Source organism: Rhizobium quercicola (genome assembly GCF_021168455.1).
GTDB lineage: Bacteria > Pseudomonadota > Alphaproteobacteria > Rhizobiales > Rhizobiaceae > Ferranicluibacter > Ferranicluibacter quercicola.
In genome coordinates this window covers 210,799-228,998 of record NZ_JAJOZR010000009.1, presented here as the reverse complement: position 1 = coordinate 228,998, position 18,200 = coordinate 210,799, and the positions used below count along the sequence as shown (strand labels likewise).

14 protein-coding genes are annotated in these 18,200 nt (G+C 58.7%); 9 read left to right on the top strand and 5 right to left on the bottom strand.

Going from position 1 to position 18,200, the window contains the following annotated elements; genetic code table 11:
- Positions 1-284: 284 nt before the first annotated feature.
- Together LRX75_RS15630 and LRX75_RS15625 are read right to left on the bottom strand one after the other, a co-directional pair.
- The gene (locus tag LRX75_RS15630) at positions 285-653 is read right to left on the bottom strand and encodes an ArsR/SmtB family transcription factor (protein WP_231815669.1); all 369 of its coding nucleotides are present in this window, start codon (positions 651-653) and stop codon (positions 285-287) included.
- Positions 654-840: 187 nt separating this feature from the next.
- The gene (locus LRX75_RS15625) at positions 841-1,041 is read right to left on the bottom strand and encodes a hypothetical protein (protein WP_231815668.1); all 201 of its coding nucleotides are present in this window, start codon (positions 1,039-1,041) and stop codon (positions 841-843) included.
- A 96-nt stretch (positions 1,042-1,137) separates the two neighbouring features.
- On the opposite strand from LRX75_RS15625, the gene LRX75_RS15620 reads away from it, so the two are divergent.
- Positions 1,138-1,698 carry a PIN domain-containing protein gene (locus LRX75_RS15620; RefSeq protein WP_231815667.1) on the top strand — a complete coding sequence of 187 codons (561 nt, stop codon included), beginning with the start codon at positions 1,138-1,140 and terminating at the stop codon, positions 1,696-1,698.
- 179 nt (positions 1,699-1,877) lie between these two features.
- Here LRX75_RS15620 and LRX75_RS15615 read toward each other — a convergent pair whose 3' ends face one another.
- Both LRX75_RS15615 and LRX75_RS15610 read right to left on the bottom strand, forming a co-directional pair.
- The gene (locus tag LRX75_RS15615; protein WP_231815666.1) at positions 1,878-3,734 is read right to left on the bottom strand and encodes an AAA family ATPase; all 1,857 of its coding nucleotides are present in this window, start codon (positions 3,732-3,734) and stop codon (positions 1,878-1,880) included.
- On the bottom strand, positions 3,731-4,354 hold the full coding sequence (locus LRX75_RS15610) for a hypothetical protein (protein ID WP_231815665.1): 624 nt from the start codon (positions 4,352-4,354) through the stop codon (positions 3,731-3,733). Before LRX75_RS15610 ends, LRX75_RS15615 begins: the two co-directional genes overlap by 4 nt.
- 405 nt (positions 4,355-4,759) lie before the next feature.
- Between LRX75_RS15610 and LRX75_RS15605 the strand changes: the two genes are divergently transcribed.
- Positions 4,760-6,961 carry a DNA cytosine methyltransferase gene (locus tag LRX75_RS15605; protein ID WP_231815664.1) on the top strand — a complete coding sequence of 734 codons (2,202 nt, stop codon included), beginning with the start codon at positions 4,760-4,762 and terminating at the stop codon, positions 6,959-6,961.
- Between the two features lie 3 nt (positions 6,962-6,964).
- Here the strand turns inward: LRX75_RS15605 and LRX75_RS15600 are convergent, their stop codons facing one another.
- On the bottom strand, positions 6,965-7,645 hold the full coding sequence (locus LRX75_RS15600; protein WP_231815663.1) for a hypothetical protein: 681 nt from the start codon (positions 7,643-7,645) through the stop codon (positions 6,965-6,967).
- Between the two features lie 810 nt (positions 7,646-8,455).
- Here LRX75_RS15600 and LRX75_RS15595 point away from each other — a divergent pair.
- The 7 genes from LRX75_RS15595 to LRX75_RS15565 all read left to right on the top strand — a co-directional run bounded on the left by LRX75_RS15595 (position 8,456) and on the right by LRX75_RS15565 (position 18,195).
- Positions 8,456-8,854, top strand: a complete 399-nt coding sequence (locus tag LRX75_RS15595) for a hypothetical protein (protein WP_231815662.1) — start codon at positions 8,456-8,458, stop codon at positions 8,852-8,854.
- 504 nt (positions 8,855-9,358) lie between these two features.
- Positions 9,359-10,207: a hypothetical protein gene (locus LRX75_RS15590; RefSeq protein WP_231815661.1), complete on the top strand. Its 849-nt coding sequence runs from the start codon at positions 9,359-9,361 to the stop codon at positions 10,205-10,207.
- Positions 10,208-10,274: 67 nt separating this feature from the next.
- Positions 10,275-12,542, top strand: a complete 2,268-nt coding sequence (locus LRX75_RS15585) for a hypothetical protein (protein WP_231815660.1) — start codon at positions 10,275-10,277, stop codon at positions 12,540-12,542.
- A gap of 9 nt (positions 12,543-12,551) precedes the next feature.
- The gene (locus LRX75_RS15580) at positions 12,552-13,691 is read left to right on the top strand and encodes an ATP-binding protein (RefSeq protein WP_231815659.1); all 1,140 of its coding nucleotides are present in this window, start codon (positions 12,552-12,554) and stop codon (positions 13,689-13,691) included.
- Complete coding sequence (locus LRX75_RS15575; protein ID WP_231815658.1) at positions 13,688-15,517, top strand: TniQ family protein; 1,830 nt, start codon at positions 13,688-13,690, stop codon at positions 15,515-15,517. The genes LRX75_RS15580 and LRX75_RS15575 overlap by 4 nt, the downstream gene beginning before the upstream one ends.
- 395 nt (positions 15,518-15,912) lie before the next feature.
- Complete coding sequence (locus LRX75_RS15570) at positions 15,913-16,164, top strand: hypothetical protein (RefSeq protein ID WP_338110326.1); 252 nt, start codon at positions 15,913-15,915, stop codon at positions 16,162-16,164.
- Between the two features lie 210 nt (positions 16,165-16,374).
- Positions 16,375-18,195, top strand: a complete 1,821-nt coding sequence (locus tag LRX75_RS15565; protein WP_231815657.1) for a methyl-accepting chemotaxis protein — start codon at positions 16,375-16,377, stop codon at positions 18,193-18,195.
- Positions 18,196-18,200: the final 5 nt, after the last annotated feature.

The window sequence follows — 18,200 nt, the reverse complement described above, 5'->3', positions numbered from 1 at the left end:
AGGTCGGGGAGTCCCCTGAGCGCATGAAACGACCGTGCGCGGGTGCTAATAAGCCGATCTCATCGTCACGCCTCGGATCGCCTGTTCTCATTGCTCGCACGTACCGCTTGCAGTACATTGCAGCAGTCATTTGACAGATAAGTGCGAGCATTAGCTATCTGTCATTCCGCGTGCGCCGCCGCTGAGTCCTACGCTTCGAATCCATGACTAAAGGCCAGCGGCACATCGAGTATCCGCGTCACGACCAGAAGGCTGGCGTTTAGCGGCAAAGGATTCGCAAAGATTCAGGCTCGTTTCGCCCGAGACTTCGCACTAATCCGCTCCGCCTCCACGGCACCCGCCTCTGCGCTAAGCGGCAGAAGTTGCAACTGACCGGCACAGCAGTCGTCCAGCAAGAACCGGACAAGCTCGCTCAGACTTACGCGGTTGGCGCTATAGACCATCGATCGCGACTCCCGTCTCTGACTGACCAAGCCGGCACTCTCCAGCTCCTTCAGATGGAATGAAACGTTCGAAGCCGAAACTCCGACCCTTTCGGCAACGGCTCCCGCAGCCATTCCGCCGGGCCCGGCGACCACCAGAACACGAACGATGTTGAGGCGCGTGCCTTGCGAGAGCGCGGCGAAGGATGCCAAGGCCTGACGTTCCTGCATATTCGATATTCCTGTGAGTAATTGACCCCGAACGAAATGGGGCTACGTTCGTTCAAAAGGGCGAGCGTCTGAGCTGAGCGGTTCGTCACGCAGCGAGATGCACATTCCGACATTCATAAAAATATCGGAAGCCCCTTGTTGAACTCTCTATCACCGGCTACGTTTTTATCCGCGAGATCCGACAGTTTCACTCTACCGGGCTGTCTTCAGAGATTGTGCCAGGCTCTGAAAATAGTTCCTCAAGCGATTGCTTCTTCGCCGTGAAGATGACCTCGAAGGTGCCGTTGGCATCAACGACCGTCTGCGGGCCTTCACGTTCTGCCGCATTCAACAGCTCATCGAGGCGGCCCCTCAGTTCGCCGCGCTTCCATTCTGCAGCTCGCGTCATCTTTGTGCCTCCGAACAGTTCTGGCAATATGCCCTAGGATAGCGGACAGCCTTGCCGGTTCATCAGAATTACTACGCCACACACAGGAATCTGCCAGTGCGTGATATCTTTCTCATCGATACGAACATCGTCAGCCACATGGGTTACGCGAAGCCAAAACCCGGCCTGCTGCCCTGGCTTCTTGAAATCGGCACGCCGCATCTTGCGATCTGCTACCCTGTCATAGCAGAACTCCTGCGGGGAGCCCATCTGCTCATGCCATACAATCCGGCCAAAGCAAGGGAGATCTTGGCGTGGGTGGGAAGGATCAGGTCAACCGATTTCGCCATCCTCCCAATGGATTTCGAGGCTGCCGATATGTACGCGAGGATGACCACCACCCCCTGCCTGAAGAACATGTGGACTTCCGACGGAAAGTCAAAACGGACCCGTCTCGGCCACGACCTGATGATCGCCGCCGTCGCGATCGCGCATAAGACCCCGATCCTCACAGAAAACGTCCGGGACTTTCTGTTGATTGATCAAATTTTTCCCTTACCGGGCCTGTACCACCCGTACGAAAGCACGTGGCATGTTCCGCCTGTGTACCCATCATCGCTTCCCGTTTTTGATGCCAACAGGCCGGATCCGTGGGCTGGATCGCTGCCGACAATGTAGATGCAAGCGCACCGATATTGGGAACAGGGGGTTACACTCTTTAGTCAGACGGCTCGTTGGTCGTCGGTATTACTCGCGCGAGGCAGATGCCGCTGAGAAACAGGTCGGGATTCCGCGTTGCTCCTCAGGTGGCGGGGGTTTTCCATAGAAACGCGTTCGAAATGTAGGTCCTCACCGCATTAGATGACAGGGTTAATGATGAGTTCGTTGACCCTTGATCCGCTGATCCTGCCTCGGACATCCGCCTCGCTCGTAATCTGCTCCAACGCCAATCGGTTCCCATTCAAGATAGCCTTCGCGCGCTCCATCTGTTCCGCCAGGAGCCGCTCGACCCTGCCCAAGATGATGGGGTTTGACCGCCGCAAGATGTCGAGGTCTTCAGACGTGGCTGCGGCAAGGTGGCCAAGCGCCTCTCCCATCCCCAACTGGGTCTCCATCAGAGTAGCGAGATCCGCCGCGCTTTGTAAGTCTGACCCCTGACCTCCGCCACTGCCGTTCGACACGTTCCCGAGGAGGATTTCTTCAGCGGCCATTCCGCCCAATAGCATTGCGATCTGGTCGAGATAGCACTGTCTACTCATGAAGCCGCCTCCCACCCTGAGAAATTTCGTCGTTCCTCTTGGTCCCGAAACTGCCGGGTTGTACGTCGAGGCAACAACGACGGCTTCAAGATAGCCGACCTTGAGGATGCTTCCTACAATCGCATGCCCGGCCTCATGGATGCAGATCACTCGCCGATGAGCTCCCTCGATAGGGATAGGAACGGATAGCTCTGAAAGAAAGTCTCGGGCAGAGACAGGCTTTCCCCGCTTGCGTGCAGATCTGTGGGCCACCCTGACAAGCCGAGAAAGGTCAGCTCCGGTGAACCCCTTGGTCAACTTGGCGATCTCCCCAATGGTGGACTTCCGTAGCGCTGTGCCGACGAACGTCTTGAGAATTCCGATGCGCTCGTCTCGGGACGGTAAGCCGATAACAAACTGGGAGCTCAGGCGCCCTGCCCTGAGCAGCGCAGGATCGATCCTGGAAGGGTCGTTGCAGGCTCCGATGACGACGACACCCTCCAGACGGCTCGATCCGTCGATGCATTCGAGCAAGGCGTTTACGACCTCGGTCGAATAGTGGGCATGACGACTATCGAATTTGGACCGGTCTCCGATGGAGTCGAACTCGTCGATGAGCATGACGCAGGGCGCATTCTTGGCCGCCGTTTTGAAATCCGCGCGCATAGCCTTCAATAGATCACCAAGATGTCCTTTGGACTGCCATTGAGCGAGCGATGTCGGCAGGTAATGCGCCTTGCAGGTGGTGGACAATGCAGACGCGAACAAAGTCTTTCCGGTTCCCGGCGGACCGCTGAGCAGCATTCCCGTATCGATGTCGCTCCACCTGATCCGTCTCGACCGCCAGGCTTCGATGTCTTCCGCAAGGTCGAGCCCCCACGTCTTCGCGTCGCCATATCCGTACAGGTCTTCGAGATGGAGCACCGCGGGATCCGCAACCTCCGGGATCGTGGACGCTCTAACTGCAGCCAATTTCGCCAGAGCGGCTTCTGGAGACCTTCCCGGACGAAGCGCAGCGAACATGTCGTCTGCTGGAAAGGAAAGGAGGTCCTCGGCCTCGTGAGCCGTCGTCGCGAAACCGTTCCTTGCCCTCAAGGCCGCAGACAGATGCCGCGCGGAAATCATGCCGACCGGCACGACGTTATCGGCGGCGGCCAATAGAAAAGACGGTAGCTCACTGTCAGACCGGAGAACCACCACGAGCGACTTGTCCTCGAAGAGCTTTGTTCGCACTTTCAGATAGTCAACGGTGCCGCGCGGTCCGTCGTCGACGCTGGCGACATTGAACCGATCCTCGGCAAGGACGACTCGCTCCAGAGCCGTAGAAACGTGATCCAGTGAAAGTTCCGGGTGCAGGCTGAATACGGTCGTGCGATGTCGACGCTCGCCTAGAAGTCCGGCCCTCCGTGCCGCCTCCCGCATCAGAAAGATGTAGACGTAGTCTTTCAGCGTCGGATGAAAGTCGCGCCATCTCATAGCGAGGCTCTCCGCTCAAACGCTCGCAACGTCGTTCGCGCTCCGATGAGATCGTCGTCCATGTCGATCGAGATGTGCCGGCCGAGGACGAGCGATGCGATGCCAGGCATCGGCTGGATCTCCCGGAAAATCGAAAACGCCTCTGCCACGGTCATCGAGCCGCACTCCTCGAGCGCGGCGAGAACTCGTACTCGATCGCCGAGTGGCGCACGGTGTCGTCCGTATCGCAGGAGATCGCGCGCGTTACGAAGACGATTGCTGGTCCCGAAAGAGGCAGGGGAAACCGTCTGGTGATTCAAGTTCAATGCTGAAGCGGCGGCTGTCACATGCGTAAGATCGTTGTCGGAGACATCGACAAAGCATCCACGACCGTCCTCGTAGCAGACCAGGAAATCGGGAACATGGAAGCCCTGCGGCGTCGGCAGCTCGGCGGGAGTGCAAATCCAGGAAGCCACATCATCATCGAAATCGAGAAGGCATGCATAATCACGCGAAGCCTGGGTTCGAAAACGAGGCTGGCCGTCGTTTCGGACGGTCGCTGTGGGATGAAAGACCAAGGCCGACGTTCGCTCGTGAGCGAGTTCGAGTGCGCCCAACGACATTGAATGCGATCTGCTCATGACGAATACCTCACACATAATGATCGGTGCCGCCTGAAAGGCGGCTTCGAGGTCATTTCGTCTGGGGTATTCGGAGAGACTGGGTCATCGTGAACGAATAGTGAACATCCGAACGGACGTCAAGTGTGTATAATGTCGAGGTTAGAATTTTGCTACAATGATGTTCCAATCCGGCTTAGAGGCTTTTGCGGGTATGAGAAGCGGGTTAGGCCGGCAGAAGGTCGCAGCACGTCTTGCAGAGTATTTGTACCTCGGAAACGCTTGATGATTGATCGGTCCCTTGTGACGAAGGCACTGGCCTGTCCCCATCGGGTGATCCGGCCTTCATGTTATCGCGTGCTGGATCTGGCCGCTTCCTCGGGGTTGATGCCGATCCATTCTGATGCGGCCACATGGTAGCTTCGGGTGCTGGTGAAAAAAACGAAGGATTCAATTTTAGCCGTTTCCTTTTTGGGACAGCAATTCGCTGCGGTGTATGAGCCGTCGCAGGCACACGGAGCACTGTCTGATATGAAGGCCGCCACCGCTGAGATAGACGAGCGCACAGCCGCGCTGAGAAAGGCGATCCGAGCAGAGCAAACTGCGATCACGACCAGCCATCTCAATTTGGTGAGCATCGCGAGCGAGCTACGGGCTGTCCTTCCCGAAGACGACGTACGCAGCTTCTTGTCGATCGAATGCCTTGTTCCATGCGAGGACGTCCAAGGGATCTTCGATCTTGTAGAACTCGCTCGTGACCATGGGGACGCACTCAAACGCACAGCGACGTCGGTGTCTGCGATGAATGCACTGGCGGGGGCCTCGCCACAGACGCGCCAACTTGCCCTGATGCGCATCAATCTCGGACATATTGTTACAGCAGTTGACATCCGATCCATCGAGCGGCGCGCGCGCAAAGCAGAGCTATCCCTGGACGATTCGGCCGATCGACGTCGCCTAGCGTCGCTTCGGTGCGCTGCAAGAGCTACCGCTCCCCGTCAGATCGAAGCTCTGGGCGATCTGGTCTCTGACCTTATCATCTTGATTGACGAGTTCGTTGAGAGAGATATGCCAGATCCCCCTATGGCGGACGACGAGGTTGTCGATTTTAGTAGAGTTAGCATGCGGTTCCGCACCTCGTTTGATGTTATCCGGACACAAGCCAAAGGCCTGCTCGGCGAATTCGAGCGCATCTACGGAACTGACCATGCCGCGCCGGAAATGTGGAAACGTGCCGGACAGTTAAGTAATCGACGAGCTCTCGCCCGAGCCTACGAATCCTTGAAGCGCTTCGCCGCCGGACGTTTCGCCGATCGTGGAGGCATGTCGTTCGAGCTCGGTTATCCTTGGCGCACCGATCTCCGCGACGCGTTGTTTCATATTGCGCGTGCCGGGTTCGAGGTGACGGAGAGAGAACGCAGTGATATGGAGCTTCGGGTTCTTGAACTCTGCGCGGGCGCCGGCGGTCAGGCCATCGGTCTCCACGCGGCAGGGTTCGTTCCGACCATGCTCTACGAAAACAACAGGAACGCTGCCGCGACTCTTCGGAAGAACTGGAACTGGCCAGTCACGACGAAGAACATAAAAGGAATACCGATCGCCCGGTTTGCGTCGTCTCGCGGAATCGATCTCGTGGCAGGCGGCCTACCTTGCCAGCCCTTTTCACAGTCCGGCGACATGAACGGGCCTGACGACGGACGAAACCTGTTCGACAAGGCGGTCGAAGTTGTTCGGGCGGCCCGTCCTCGGGCATTCTTCTTCGAGAACGTGACTGGTTTTACGGGTGTCCGTTTCGGAGCATACAGGGCATCCTTGTTCAGACGTTTCAAGGCGAGCGGCTACGACGTTCAGCTACATACCATCGATGCGGCTCGGTTCGGTGTTCCTCAGAAGCGCCAGCGCGTCGTCATGGTAGGATTCCGTAGCAGCGCAGCAGCGCGAGCGTTTCAAATGCCAGTTCTTGACAAGCCCCTGGAGGTTACCATGGGTGATGCTCTCGGCGACATTCTGTTTCCCTACAGGTCGGGTGCCGGCCAAGCGACGACACCCTACGATAGCTGGGCAGACGCATGGCTCGACGTCCATGGGAAGAAGCTTGCCCCCACGGTGACCGGATCACCGTGGAACGCTCGTAATAGAATCAAGAAGCAGTGGGCCGCGTGTGGAATAGACACCAGGGAGCAGCATGAAATACAGCCGACTCCGGAGGAAACAGCCGCCGGAGCTCTGCCCCGCTTTACTCCTGAGGTCGCGAAGCGTCTTCAAGGATTTCCTGACCAGTGGGAGATTACCGGAGACTTAAGGTCGAAGTTCACCCAGTTGGGGAACGCTTTCCCGCCTCGCGCCGCTACGGCCGTCGCGGCTGCGATCCGATCCGCGCTGACAGGAGAGCAGATCGACCTGCTGTCGCTTCTCGAGCACCCACCGATGCCTTTGAGCGAGATCGGCGTGAAGAAATCGAGGCCGGCTATAGACCTGAATGCCTACACTCTCGCAGGGATTCGAAACTTGCGAGCGGATCCAGAAACTCCGTCCTATGAGCTCGAATATATCAAGAAAGTAGAGCGGCGTCTTCGTGACCGGGCTAGGAGAGCCGCGGTAGCCAAAAACAGACTTCTTCAAACCTGACGGCTACAGGTGCCTCAGACCCCCCTGTGGCCGGCGATGATCTAGTATGGCATCCCACACACCGGAGTAGTCTTCGTATTCTATCGTAGCGACGAGCTCCTCGTTTACTGTCAGATAGGCCGGCCACGGGTCTTCGTCCGAGAACAACAACTCGAACCTGTTGTCGTCTGCATCCGTAAAGGAATAGCTCTCCTCCATCGTGACCTCGTCGCGGGCTGCTATGATCTCCACGCCCGGCAAATCCCTAGTCGTCATGCAGACAGACTCGTAGGATATGGCGAAGAACTCCCCTTCAGCTATCTTGGGAAGGTTGCTCTCCTTTGGGCATAGCGGCAGTCTCTTGATCTGCCGCAGTATTCCTTTCGCGGTGCGTTCACGAGATCCGCGTTCGAAAATGGTCTCATCGTCGAAGCCCCAGAACCGCCAGCCGTTCGTTCCGACCTGGTGGACAGGCATGGTCGTGAAGCTATACGTGACCTCGTGCCAAGTCGCGGACGCCCTTCCAGAACGTTTAGGGCCGTCGACAGTAATCGATATGGGAAGACCCATGCCATCACTGGCCAGAAGTGTGAAATCAAGCGTGTCACCTCCGACTTTCACGCCACGCATTCGGAGGCCCCGCCGCTTCATCTCCGCTCCGAACTCGTTCTTGAAGTCAAGCATGATCTGTCGGTAGTAACCCATGGCGTCCTCCCTGGCTCGTCAGGGCATTCTGCTGTGCGGTCCTGCAATGCACAAAAGTCATTTCGAAGGATTCAGATTCCCACTTCAAGAAATGTTGACAATATACTCAAACTACTCCGCACTCATGCCATCTACAATTTTATTAAAATCAAGTAGACTCTAGCATGCTGATGTGTATAGATTGCATGACCATCCAAGGGGTAAGAACCGTCATGCAGACGATCATAATAGCTGTAAGGCTCATCCTGCATCCCTGAACCTACTGCTCAGGCTGAAACCCGACTTTTTCGAGGTTTGCCGACAGCGATCAGATCAAAACAGGGCGTTCACTCCAAGCGACATCGGTACCGCGTGCAAGCTATGTCGTCGTTGACGATGCTTGGCGAAAACCCCCCAAAACAAAAAAATACGACAGGGGGACCTGCGCGGTTACTATTTATAGTCTAAGTGGAATGCCGTGAACGTTAGGAGTACGCGCATGGCTCGCATCCAACATCAACTCAGGATCGGATCTACGACGTGCTTAACGGGCGTTGGAAGATCTTATCGCCTGCTATCCTGCGCAATAGCCTGACGGCTATCATCTAATTCCACCCCCAGTACGCAACTGCCACGCTACGGCCACAAGGCCGGGGATGGCGGACCTATGCCGACAATCAGGATCAGCAATACGGCATGCCCACTTCCTGCAGTACCCGTTAGAGGGCGCTCCCTCAACCAAAACTGAGACTTCGAATAGCGACCAAGGCACCGACGGGCATCTGCTCGAGGATCGGCTCCGTGCGTCCTAAGATCCAGAAAGGACTGACTATGACTTCATATCCGATGCCGCTGCTTGAAGACACCCTCGATCCACCCGTACTTCGTGAAATCATGCGGCTTCAGGCAGGCAAGACCGCATGTGCCGAAGCGGGATACCCGTCAACCGAGCTCGAATTCGTACCGCCGGGCGACCTCGTGGAAATCATGGCGCTGGGGCTTGGCTGGGAAGGAAATTCGGCGGCGCCGCACAGCCGCCATCTGGACTGGGACGGGCCGGGCACCGATTCAGACGGCTACTTCTACGAACCCTTTGCGCTACGCCATGTGCCGCCGAAACCAACGTCCCCCAGTTGGTCTGACCTACCGATCGTGAAGCGGCGCATTCTGTTGCCCGCTCTCGAAAGCACGGACCGTTGGTATCTTCGCGGGATGGACGACGGATGCTGAGAAAACACATGTCCCTGCAGTCGACTAGGAACACCTTTACCTGTTCCCGACGCCTAGCACGCGGGCCTCCCTGAGCCCCGTCCCCGATCTGATTTCTGAATCATCCAACGCGGCGCGAACGCTCGCCGCCGCGCCAGCAAACCTGTGCCTTTGACATGCCTGACAAGGAGACACCATGAGCAATCGAGATCCCATCTTTATGGACGGTCCTCTTTACCGCCGCCCGCAGCGAACTGTTCGCCGCGACCCAACGCTTCTAAGCCCGCGTGAAGTCGACTTCGCACATGCTTTTGCATCAGCGCGCTGGGGCTTTGGTGGCAGCACTCCGAAAGCCGCTTATCGCGGTTACCGCCAGGCATTGGCCGCGCGGAACAGGCAGCGTCCCAAAGCAAAACTCCGGCTCCTGCCCTTCAAGTTTTTCCTTCATGAGATCCATGGCCGTTCGGGCTCTGTGGCCTCTTGCGGCGGGCAGCATCTTGATGGGTTCCCGGAGGGCCAACGATAATGACGCGCATCCGCCAGGTCATCCGCTACCTCAGCGAACTCGAACGAGGATTCGACCGCACCCTCCTCCCGCTGCCGGCCGAGACCAACTTCCTAAAAGCCGACGGTCCTCTTTCCGGCCGATACCATACGTTCACGGTCGATGGAGATGACGAGGACGACTATGCGGGTCTCGTAGACCTCCCACAGGTCTGGCAGCCGACCTTGGAGCCGACGCCGAGCCGTTGGTATCCGGCGCGAACCAAAGGCCACTCGCGAGGCACCATCACAAGTCCGAAGACGCGCAAGGCGATCACGTTCTCGAGTACCTACGAGATGAACCTCGCCTACATGCTCTGCTCTTCCCGGCAAATCTCGCTCGTCGAAGACCAGCCCTCGGCGGTCCCTGTCATCCAGGAGGATGGTACGGAGAAGCATACCATCGACTACCGAACGACAATGGTGGACTCCGGCAACCGGATCGTTGTCGCCGTTCGCCCGACCTGGCTGCTCGACAAGGACGGCCTCCCGTACACGATCGACAGCATCAACCGGCATTCGCTCGACGGTTACGCCGATGAGGCGATCATCCTAACCGAGAGGGAGATCACCAACGATCGCGGATGGAACGGCAAAAGCATTCTGCGTGCCCTGCGGCACGCCGACATCGATGACAATGACAGGCTCCGCAACTACGCGTCGAAATTTCACGGAACGGTGTGCCTCGGCAGCCTGACCTCGATCTTCAACGACAAGGCGAAAGCAGAGAACGCTGTCTGGTGTCTTGTCCATGACGAGATCCTTCTTCCAGTGCGCCCGGACCTCAAGCTCATCGATGCGCCGTTCGTTCGCTTCAAGCACAATCATTGAAAGGCAGAACATGTCCGAAAACCTTAGAACTGCGCTCGCTCTTCAGCATGCTCCAGTATCACATGGAATGGTCCGCCTTCCCGAACACGCCAAGGTAACCGACCTGGGGATCGAGTACACCGTCCTCTCCTGCGACATCAACGGCGCAGTCCTGCGGCGGATGGACGAGACTAATGCCACCGTCGGTTTCACGCAGGCCGAGCTCAAACAATGCCTGGGACGACCTGCCAATCCGATGACCGTCGAGTTCGGCTTCTACTCGCAGAAGAAGGCCAAGCTGCGTCTCACAGGTTCTGCCAGCCTCAGCTCGCTTCGCCCTGCGGACCAGGAGGATGTCATTCGAAAGGAGTTCTTTGTCCGGAAGTATCTCCAACTGGAGGCCGACTACCGGGAGCGCCGTAGACGGGCCCGTATCGACGGCCTGCCCGCACCTCCGGCAGTCAGTACGTCGCGCGAAGCCCTGCTCCGGCTTGTTCCGACGATCGCACAGCAATGGCGCGACCTTCAGCTCCGCACGCAAGGGCGACCGACCGCCACCTATCGGTCAAGGGCGAAGGTGGCACTCTTCGAACCCAAACCCTCGACCCTCAAAGGGTGGATCAAGACCATGAGGGAGAACGACTTCGATCCAGTCTGCCTGAAGAATAGCTACAAACGCGACCGACCCGAGCATTTCACGCCGGACGAATTTCACTATCTGAACGAAGCGATCAAGGAGGCGTGCTCCACGACAAGGCCTAACCTTGCTGCCATCCACATGACGATGACGGAGAAGATGGAGGCGGCAAACAGGCTTCGTGGACCAGATGACCAACTTCGCATTCCTGTAGAAGAGACCCTCAGGAACCGCTACAACACGCTCCCGGACATGTGGCGCGAGCTCGGACGAGACGGCAAGGAGTCGGCACGACGGGATTGGCAGCCCGAGCATGCTGGCATCGATGTCATCCGCGCGCTGGAACGCGCCGAGTTGGACGACCACGAGATCGACCTTCAGACCCTTCTTGTGAAAGTCGGGATCTGGAAGACGCTGCCGAAAGCCGAACAGAAGAAGGTCAGGAGAACCAGGCTTTGGATCTCAGCCATGATCTGCGTGGCGACCAGGTGCATCATCGCTCTCCATGTCAGCGCAGAGCCGCCTTCGAAAAAATCCGCGATGACCGCTCTGGAAATGGCGACACGCGACAAGACCGACATTGCGCGCCGCCTCGGTTGTTCCTCGTCCTGGGCACAAGGCGGGACTATGGAGACCTTGGCGGTGGACAGCGCCGTCTACTTCGCCCACCGGCCGTTCCGCGTCGCGGTCAACGACGCAGGCGTCGATCTCTTCTTGCCACCTGCCGGTGAGGCCTCAATGCGAGGATTCATCGAGCGCTGGTTCCTGACCTTCTCGACGCAGATGTTCAATTACTTCGACGGGAGAACTTGGGGCTCATCGGCGGAAAAAGGCGACTACGACGCCGAGTCTCATGCCGCGGCCATGGCGGATCAGGTTGCCGAATGCATCATCCGCTGGGCGGTCGATGGCTACCATAATGCCAAGCACTCCGAAATGAACAACGCGACACCGGCTAATCGTTGGCTCGAGCTTGCCAGGGATCACGGCGTTCAGCCCGGCCCCACAGGTGCCATGAGAACCCATCTGTTCGGTACCTACGTCGAGAGGGTCATCAGCAAGAAAGGCTATCGTGTCGCCGGCCTCTATTTCCAGAGCAAGCAGTTACAGCAGATCAGAAGGAAGTCAAAGAAGGCGCAGGTCATCGGACGCGTCAACAACCACAACCTGGGTGCCATCTCCGTGCTGAGCGAACAAGGTTGGATCGAGGTGCCATGCGTCTTCCGCGAGCTCGAGGGGGTGAGCATCTGGCAATGGCTTGCGGCGACCGAGCGGCTGAAGCTGTTCAATGAGGATAATGCGAAGGCCTCGCGCCAGACTCTCCTCGACACGTTCTCGTGGCTAAAGGAGCAGGCCGAAATGGCGCGGCTCGAGGCCGGGCTGGTCAACCCGGTACTGACTGATGACGACTACCAGCGTTTCGAGCGGAAAATGGACCGTGTCTTCGACCTGGTCGACAGCCCGGTCAAGGGCGAACCGCGGCCGGAAGGCGAATGGAAACCGTCCGACGAGCTGTTCAGTGCACTGCGCATCTCCCCCGTGGTCTACGCCAAGAAGAAACAGAGCGTGAAGGAGGTCAGGGAGCAGGAAGAGACCTGGGGCCGTCCTGCCGTCGGAAAAATCTCGGGACCGCAAATGCAGCGGGAACCTGCTTCGGACGCAGACAAAGAGGGTTCGCCTATTCGGCGCATCGGCAACGACATCTTCGACAACGACTAGGAGTGAACGATGACCGAGTACGACAAAAACCATGACACCCGGCGCAGCCAGGCTGCCATCGACCGCGTACGGGGTCTGATCGGCGACAACCGTCTGGCCATCGCCGACCGCATCGCGGAACTCTACAACCACTACATCCCGCTGGATCGCGACCTGCTGCTGCGGGACGCGCTGATGGCGCTGGTCGCGAGTGTGACGACGCCGATCACGGGGAAGCCTGACAAACGACGGATCGTCGCCGTCTGTGGTCGTTCCGGTGCCGGGAAGACCACAGCCATCATGAAGCATATCGGAAATCTCAAAGCGATGTCGTCGTATGTCGACGAGGATGGCGTGATGATCCACCCTGTCATCTTCATGGAAGCGGAGTCGCCCTGTACGCCGCGTCTCCTGGCCATCAAAGGGCTGGAGGCCCTTGGGCACACTCCGCAGGACCGGATCCGTGAGAACGAAGCCTGGTTGCTGTTTCGCCGCTTGCTAAAAGTTCACAAGGTGATGTGGGTTGTCATCGATGAAGCGCAGAACGCTATCGAGACGGCGAACGTCCGGCAGGCGACAGTCATCGGGGACGCGTTCAAGTCTCTGACACAGATGCCGCAATGGCCCGTTCGTCTGATTCTGGCCGGGGTTCCGCCTCTGGCAAGCTTTCTTGCCCGCAAGCAGCTCTATAATCGTCGCACCGTCGTGCCGTTCGATTCCGTCGACGCCGACGGCGTGGTCAACGTGATCGCAAGCGTGGTGCGGACGATCGTCATTGAGCATGCAGGCATGGAACTGCGGATCCCCCTCGATGACGCGGCGTACCGAAACGACGACGAGGACGATACGCTCACGACGCAGGCATACCAGTTCCTGAAGCGACTGATGCATGCATGCGACAATGAATTCGGATCCGTCGTCCAGTTGGTCCGCGCCGCCGTGGAGTTGGCGATACTCGCCGACAGGGAATACGTGACAGTCGACGATTTCGTGAAGACCTACGCGTCCTTCTCCGGATGCAAGCCGAGCAAGAACGTGTTCGAGGCGGCAAACTGGGAGGACTTGGATCCGTCGATCGCGCTCCTTCGCGACGAGGACAAGGCATGGGAGGAAGCCAGACTGCAGTCTAAGGGAAAGCGCGCAACCAAATACGGAGTGCGCCCGCAATGAGCAGACTTGCAGAATTGCTCCCATTCAATGCGGGAGAAACCATCTCCAGCTACTGCTCCCGCCTCTCTGCCGCATGCGGTTACAGGCGCGCACGGTCATTTGGTAACGATCTGGGATTCCGCTTCCAAGGCCTTGCGGTTGGAATTCAAGCCGATATCGACAAGTTTGAAGACATCATCGACGTTCCGAGGTCGACGCTCGCGTCTGGCGTTGTCGCTGCTGACGAACGCATTACTATGATCTGCCGACAACAATTCACCAGGGTACTGGCGCAGCGGCAGCGGATCCGGTGCTGCCCGTTATGCCTGCGGGACGACGAGCTCGAGCGTGAAGGCCGTCGCGGCTTCCGCGCCTACGGCCGTCTATTGTGGCTGGCTACCCCAGTTCGCGTATGTCGGCGGCACGGGGTTCGACTTGTTACTTCCGAAAATACGGTTCGGGGCTCGTTCGTCCACGACTTCGCTGCCAATATCGCTGCCGAGGGTGACGGAATGAGCGCGCTGCTGTCGTCGGCCGTACCGATGGAGCCTGACGGCCTTCAGGGCTATGTCGAAGCCAGGCTGCAGGGAAGCGATAGCGGGTCCGCGTGGCTCGATAGCCTGCCTCTCTATGTCGCTGTTCGGATCTGTGAAGCCGTCGGCGCCTCTGAATTGCACGGCATCTGGTTTCATTCTACTAAGCTTGATGAGCGACAGTTGTCTATCTGCGCCGGAACTGGGTTCGATATCCTAAAGGGCGGCGAGGAAAGCTTCAGAACTTGGCTTCGAGGCCATTTTGTTCGGTTCGAGGGCAGAATCGGAAACACGGGCGGTTGCGTAGTGTTCGGTCGTCTCTACGAGCGGCTCGCTCACGAGACTTCGGACAAGGCCTATGATCCGGTCAGGCGCATCATGCGCGACATGGCTATGAGCAACCTTCCTCTTGGACCCGGTGACGATTTCTTTGGTCCCGTCACCGACCGGAAACTGCATTCTGTGCAATCCGCTTCCACCGAGCTGGGGGTCGATGCGAGACGGCTGCAAAAGATGCTGGTGAACTCGGGAAAGATTCCGATGGAGGACACCGCCAAGACGTTCGAACGCATATTACTCGAGGCAAACGAGATGACTACGTTCGTAAACGCCGCCCGAGAAAGCCTAAATGCCACCGAAGCGAAACGGCGCCTTGGGGCAGGAAGGATTCAGTTCGACATACTCGTCAAGCTCGGGTTCATCCAACCTTTTGGTGGCGACAGATGTGCAAAGGAGCTCCTCAACGTGGACCGTAGGTTCGCACCCGGCGAGCTCGAAATTTTCCTCGATCGGGTTCGGTCTGCAGCAACGATGGAGGTTGAGCCGGGAATGTCGAACATCGCCTCAACCATGAAGAAAGCAACCTGCACTTTCGCAGAGATAATGGAGCTTCTTCTCGCAAGGAGGCTGATGAAGGTTGCGCTTGCTGCGGGCGATGTCGGAATCGCTGCGGTTAGGGTCCACGCGGACGAGATTAAGGCGTTTACGATGAGGGAGCATCACGGATGCTTGACAATCTCCAAGGTAGCAAAACAATTTCCGGTATCTCACGATGTCATGAAAGCACTGATTGAAAGTGGGCGAATGCCGACTGTGGAGCGCATGAACTCTGTGAAGAGATACATGCAAAAGGTGATCGAGCCGCACGCTTTCTCCGCCTTTGTCGACGAGTTCGTGTCGTTGGCCAATCTCGTGACCGCTCGCCGGACGAAGCCTTCGAGCCTGGAACGCGCTCTCGCGAAAGCAGGCGTCGTGCCGGCCTTCTGGGCGGCTTCGAAACCGTTCTATCGAAGATCGGAGGTCGAAGCTGTCTGACGTTTGAAAACCAGAATTGTATATTGAAGCCGGGTTTCGACCCGGCTTTTTTCATGTCCACGTTCTTTGGCCAGATTTAGCGTTGGTTTTGGCCAGTCCTGGCTGGGATCGTCGTATCAATCATCGGATATTCAGGAAGTTACACATGCCTTGGCCAAAACCTTGGTTGGTTTGTCAACCGCTCAGCTTCGGAAGGCAAAAACACGGACCCGCTGATGGCGACATCGGCGGGTCTTTCCGTTTGCGCCGCGTCGCTGACCGGAAACCTTGCGCGCGGGAACATGCTCTCTTCGATCCGCGTTTCGTCGCACATGACGACAGAGCGGACATTGACCGAGACATATCCCCACACGCCGGACGGACGTTATTTCGTCGTTCGGGGTCGCCTGTGGAGGATGAGCAATCCGGCCCTTGCGGAAGACGTGCGGGCGTCGCTGGTGGCCGAACTGATGTCGGCGCGGCGCGCGGTCCGGGATGCCGGCAATGATCCTTATGCGAAAGAGGATGCGCGAGGGCGTGTCGATACGGCGAAGGTCGCGCTGGGCGAGCGGGGCCCTGTGTGGTGGACGGACGGCGCGCCGGACTACAATCGCTATCTCGCCAAGAACACGCCCTATGCCGACTGGTACGCCGGATTGGACGGGTAAACGCCTCCGTTGCCGTGCATCTCTTCGACGTACCCCAATCGGCCCAAACGCGGATCCTATCGTGATCTGCCGCAAAAACACGCGCTCACCCTAAAAATGGTGCTTTTGTCGGCAACAATTTACCAAGTCTTAGCGGGCACGGCGCATCAATGACGGCGAGCATGAAGAGCGGCGGATGGCGCACGCGCATGCGCGACCTTGGGAGGTCACATGCCGAGCCTGACTATTTCTCGCCTACTCGTGGTGTTCGGTGTCGTCGTCACGGGCGGTCTGGTCGCATCCATCGGATTGCAGACGGTTGCCCTGAAGGAGCTGAAGATCGGCGGTCCCGTCTATCGTGAAATTGCCAATGGCAAGGACCTGATCGCCGACATCCTGCCGCCTCCGCTCTACGCTCTCCAGGCCTATATGCTGGCCAACGAAACCATGGTCCATCCCGAGCGTGCCGGCGCCAATCTGGAGGCGATGAAGGCGCTGCGGCTGGATTTCGATGCGCGCAAGACATTCTGGGCGGGATCGGACCTCGATCCCCGGCTACACTTCGGCCTCGCCGAACAGGTCGTTACCAGCGGCGAAGCGTTCTGGTCCGTCGCCACGGTCTTCGAGGAGGCCAAGGCCAGAGGTGACGCTGCAGACCTGCAGCCGGTGATGGATGCCTTTTACGTTCACGATGCGAAGGTGCGGGCTTTTGCAGCCCTGGCCACCTCGACGCTCGCGACGTCCGTCGAGAATGCCGACTTCGCCGGCACGGAATATACCCTGATCGGGGCCGTCAGCAGCGGCGCATCCGTGCTGCTCTTCCTTGCGGGCCTGTGGTTCGTCCGTCGGCGGGCCATCAGGCCTCTCGTCAAGATCGGTGATGCCATGAGCGTGCTCTCCGGCGGCAACTACGCCGCGGAGGTGCCCTTCGCCCATCGTACGGACGAGATCGGCGCCATGGCGCGCGCGTTGACCGTCTTCCGTGCCGGCGCGATCGAGCGCCAGCAGATGCGGGCGGCGGCCGAACAGGATCGGTCGCTGTCGGAAGCCCAGCGCCTCGAACAGCAACGTCATCGCGAGCGGGAAGCCGACGAACTGCGCACCGTCGTGGAAACGCTGGGGGCGGGCCTCGGACGCCTTGCGGAGTGCAACATCCGCAACACGCTCGACCAACCTTTCGCCGATCGCTTCGAGCCGCTTCGCCTCGACTTCAATCAGTCGCTGGCCACGTTCCAGCTGACGCTGGAGCAGGTTCTCGGCAAGACGACCGAACTTTCCGGCAATGCCAGCGAGATGTATCAGGCAGCAGACGAGCTTTCGAAACGCACCGAGCAGCAGGCAGCGGCGCTGGAACAGACATCCGCGGCCCTCGACGAGGTCACCGCCACCGTCAAATCCTCGGCCGACCGGGCAGCGGAAACGCGCAGCCTCGTCGGCGCGGCCAATCGCAGCGCGACATCGTCCAGCCAGGTCGTGCGCGATGCGGTCGAGGCGATGCAGCGCATCGATGCCTCATCGAACCAGATCGGGCAGATCATCCATGTCATCGACGAAATCGCTTTCCAGACCAACCTGCTTGCGCTCAACGCCGGGGTGGAAGCGGCCCGCGCAGGCGATGCCGGACGGGGATTTGCCGTCGTCGCCCAGGAGGTGCGCGAACTCGCACAACGGTCGGCTGCCGCCGCCAAGGATATCAACGCGCTGATCCGCACATCCTCGAGCGACGTCTCCGACGGTGTGCGTCTGGTCGATCAGACGGGGCGCGCGCTTGCCGAAATCGCGCAATATGTGATGGAGATCGACGCCAAGGTCGAGGCGATCACGACAGGCTCGAAAGAGCAATCCGTCGGACTGCTGGAGATCAGCACGGCCGTGAACGCGATCGACCAAATGACCCAGAAGAACGCGGCCATGGTCGAGGAGACCACGGCCATCAGCAGCAACCTCGCCTCGGATGCGACCGCGCTATCGGAGATCGTCAACCGGTTCCAGCTCAATCCCGGGCGGCAGGTCGCGGCATCTACGACCCCCACGCGGCACCGGGCCGCATAGGCCGT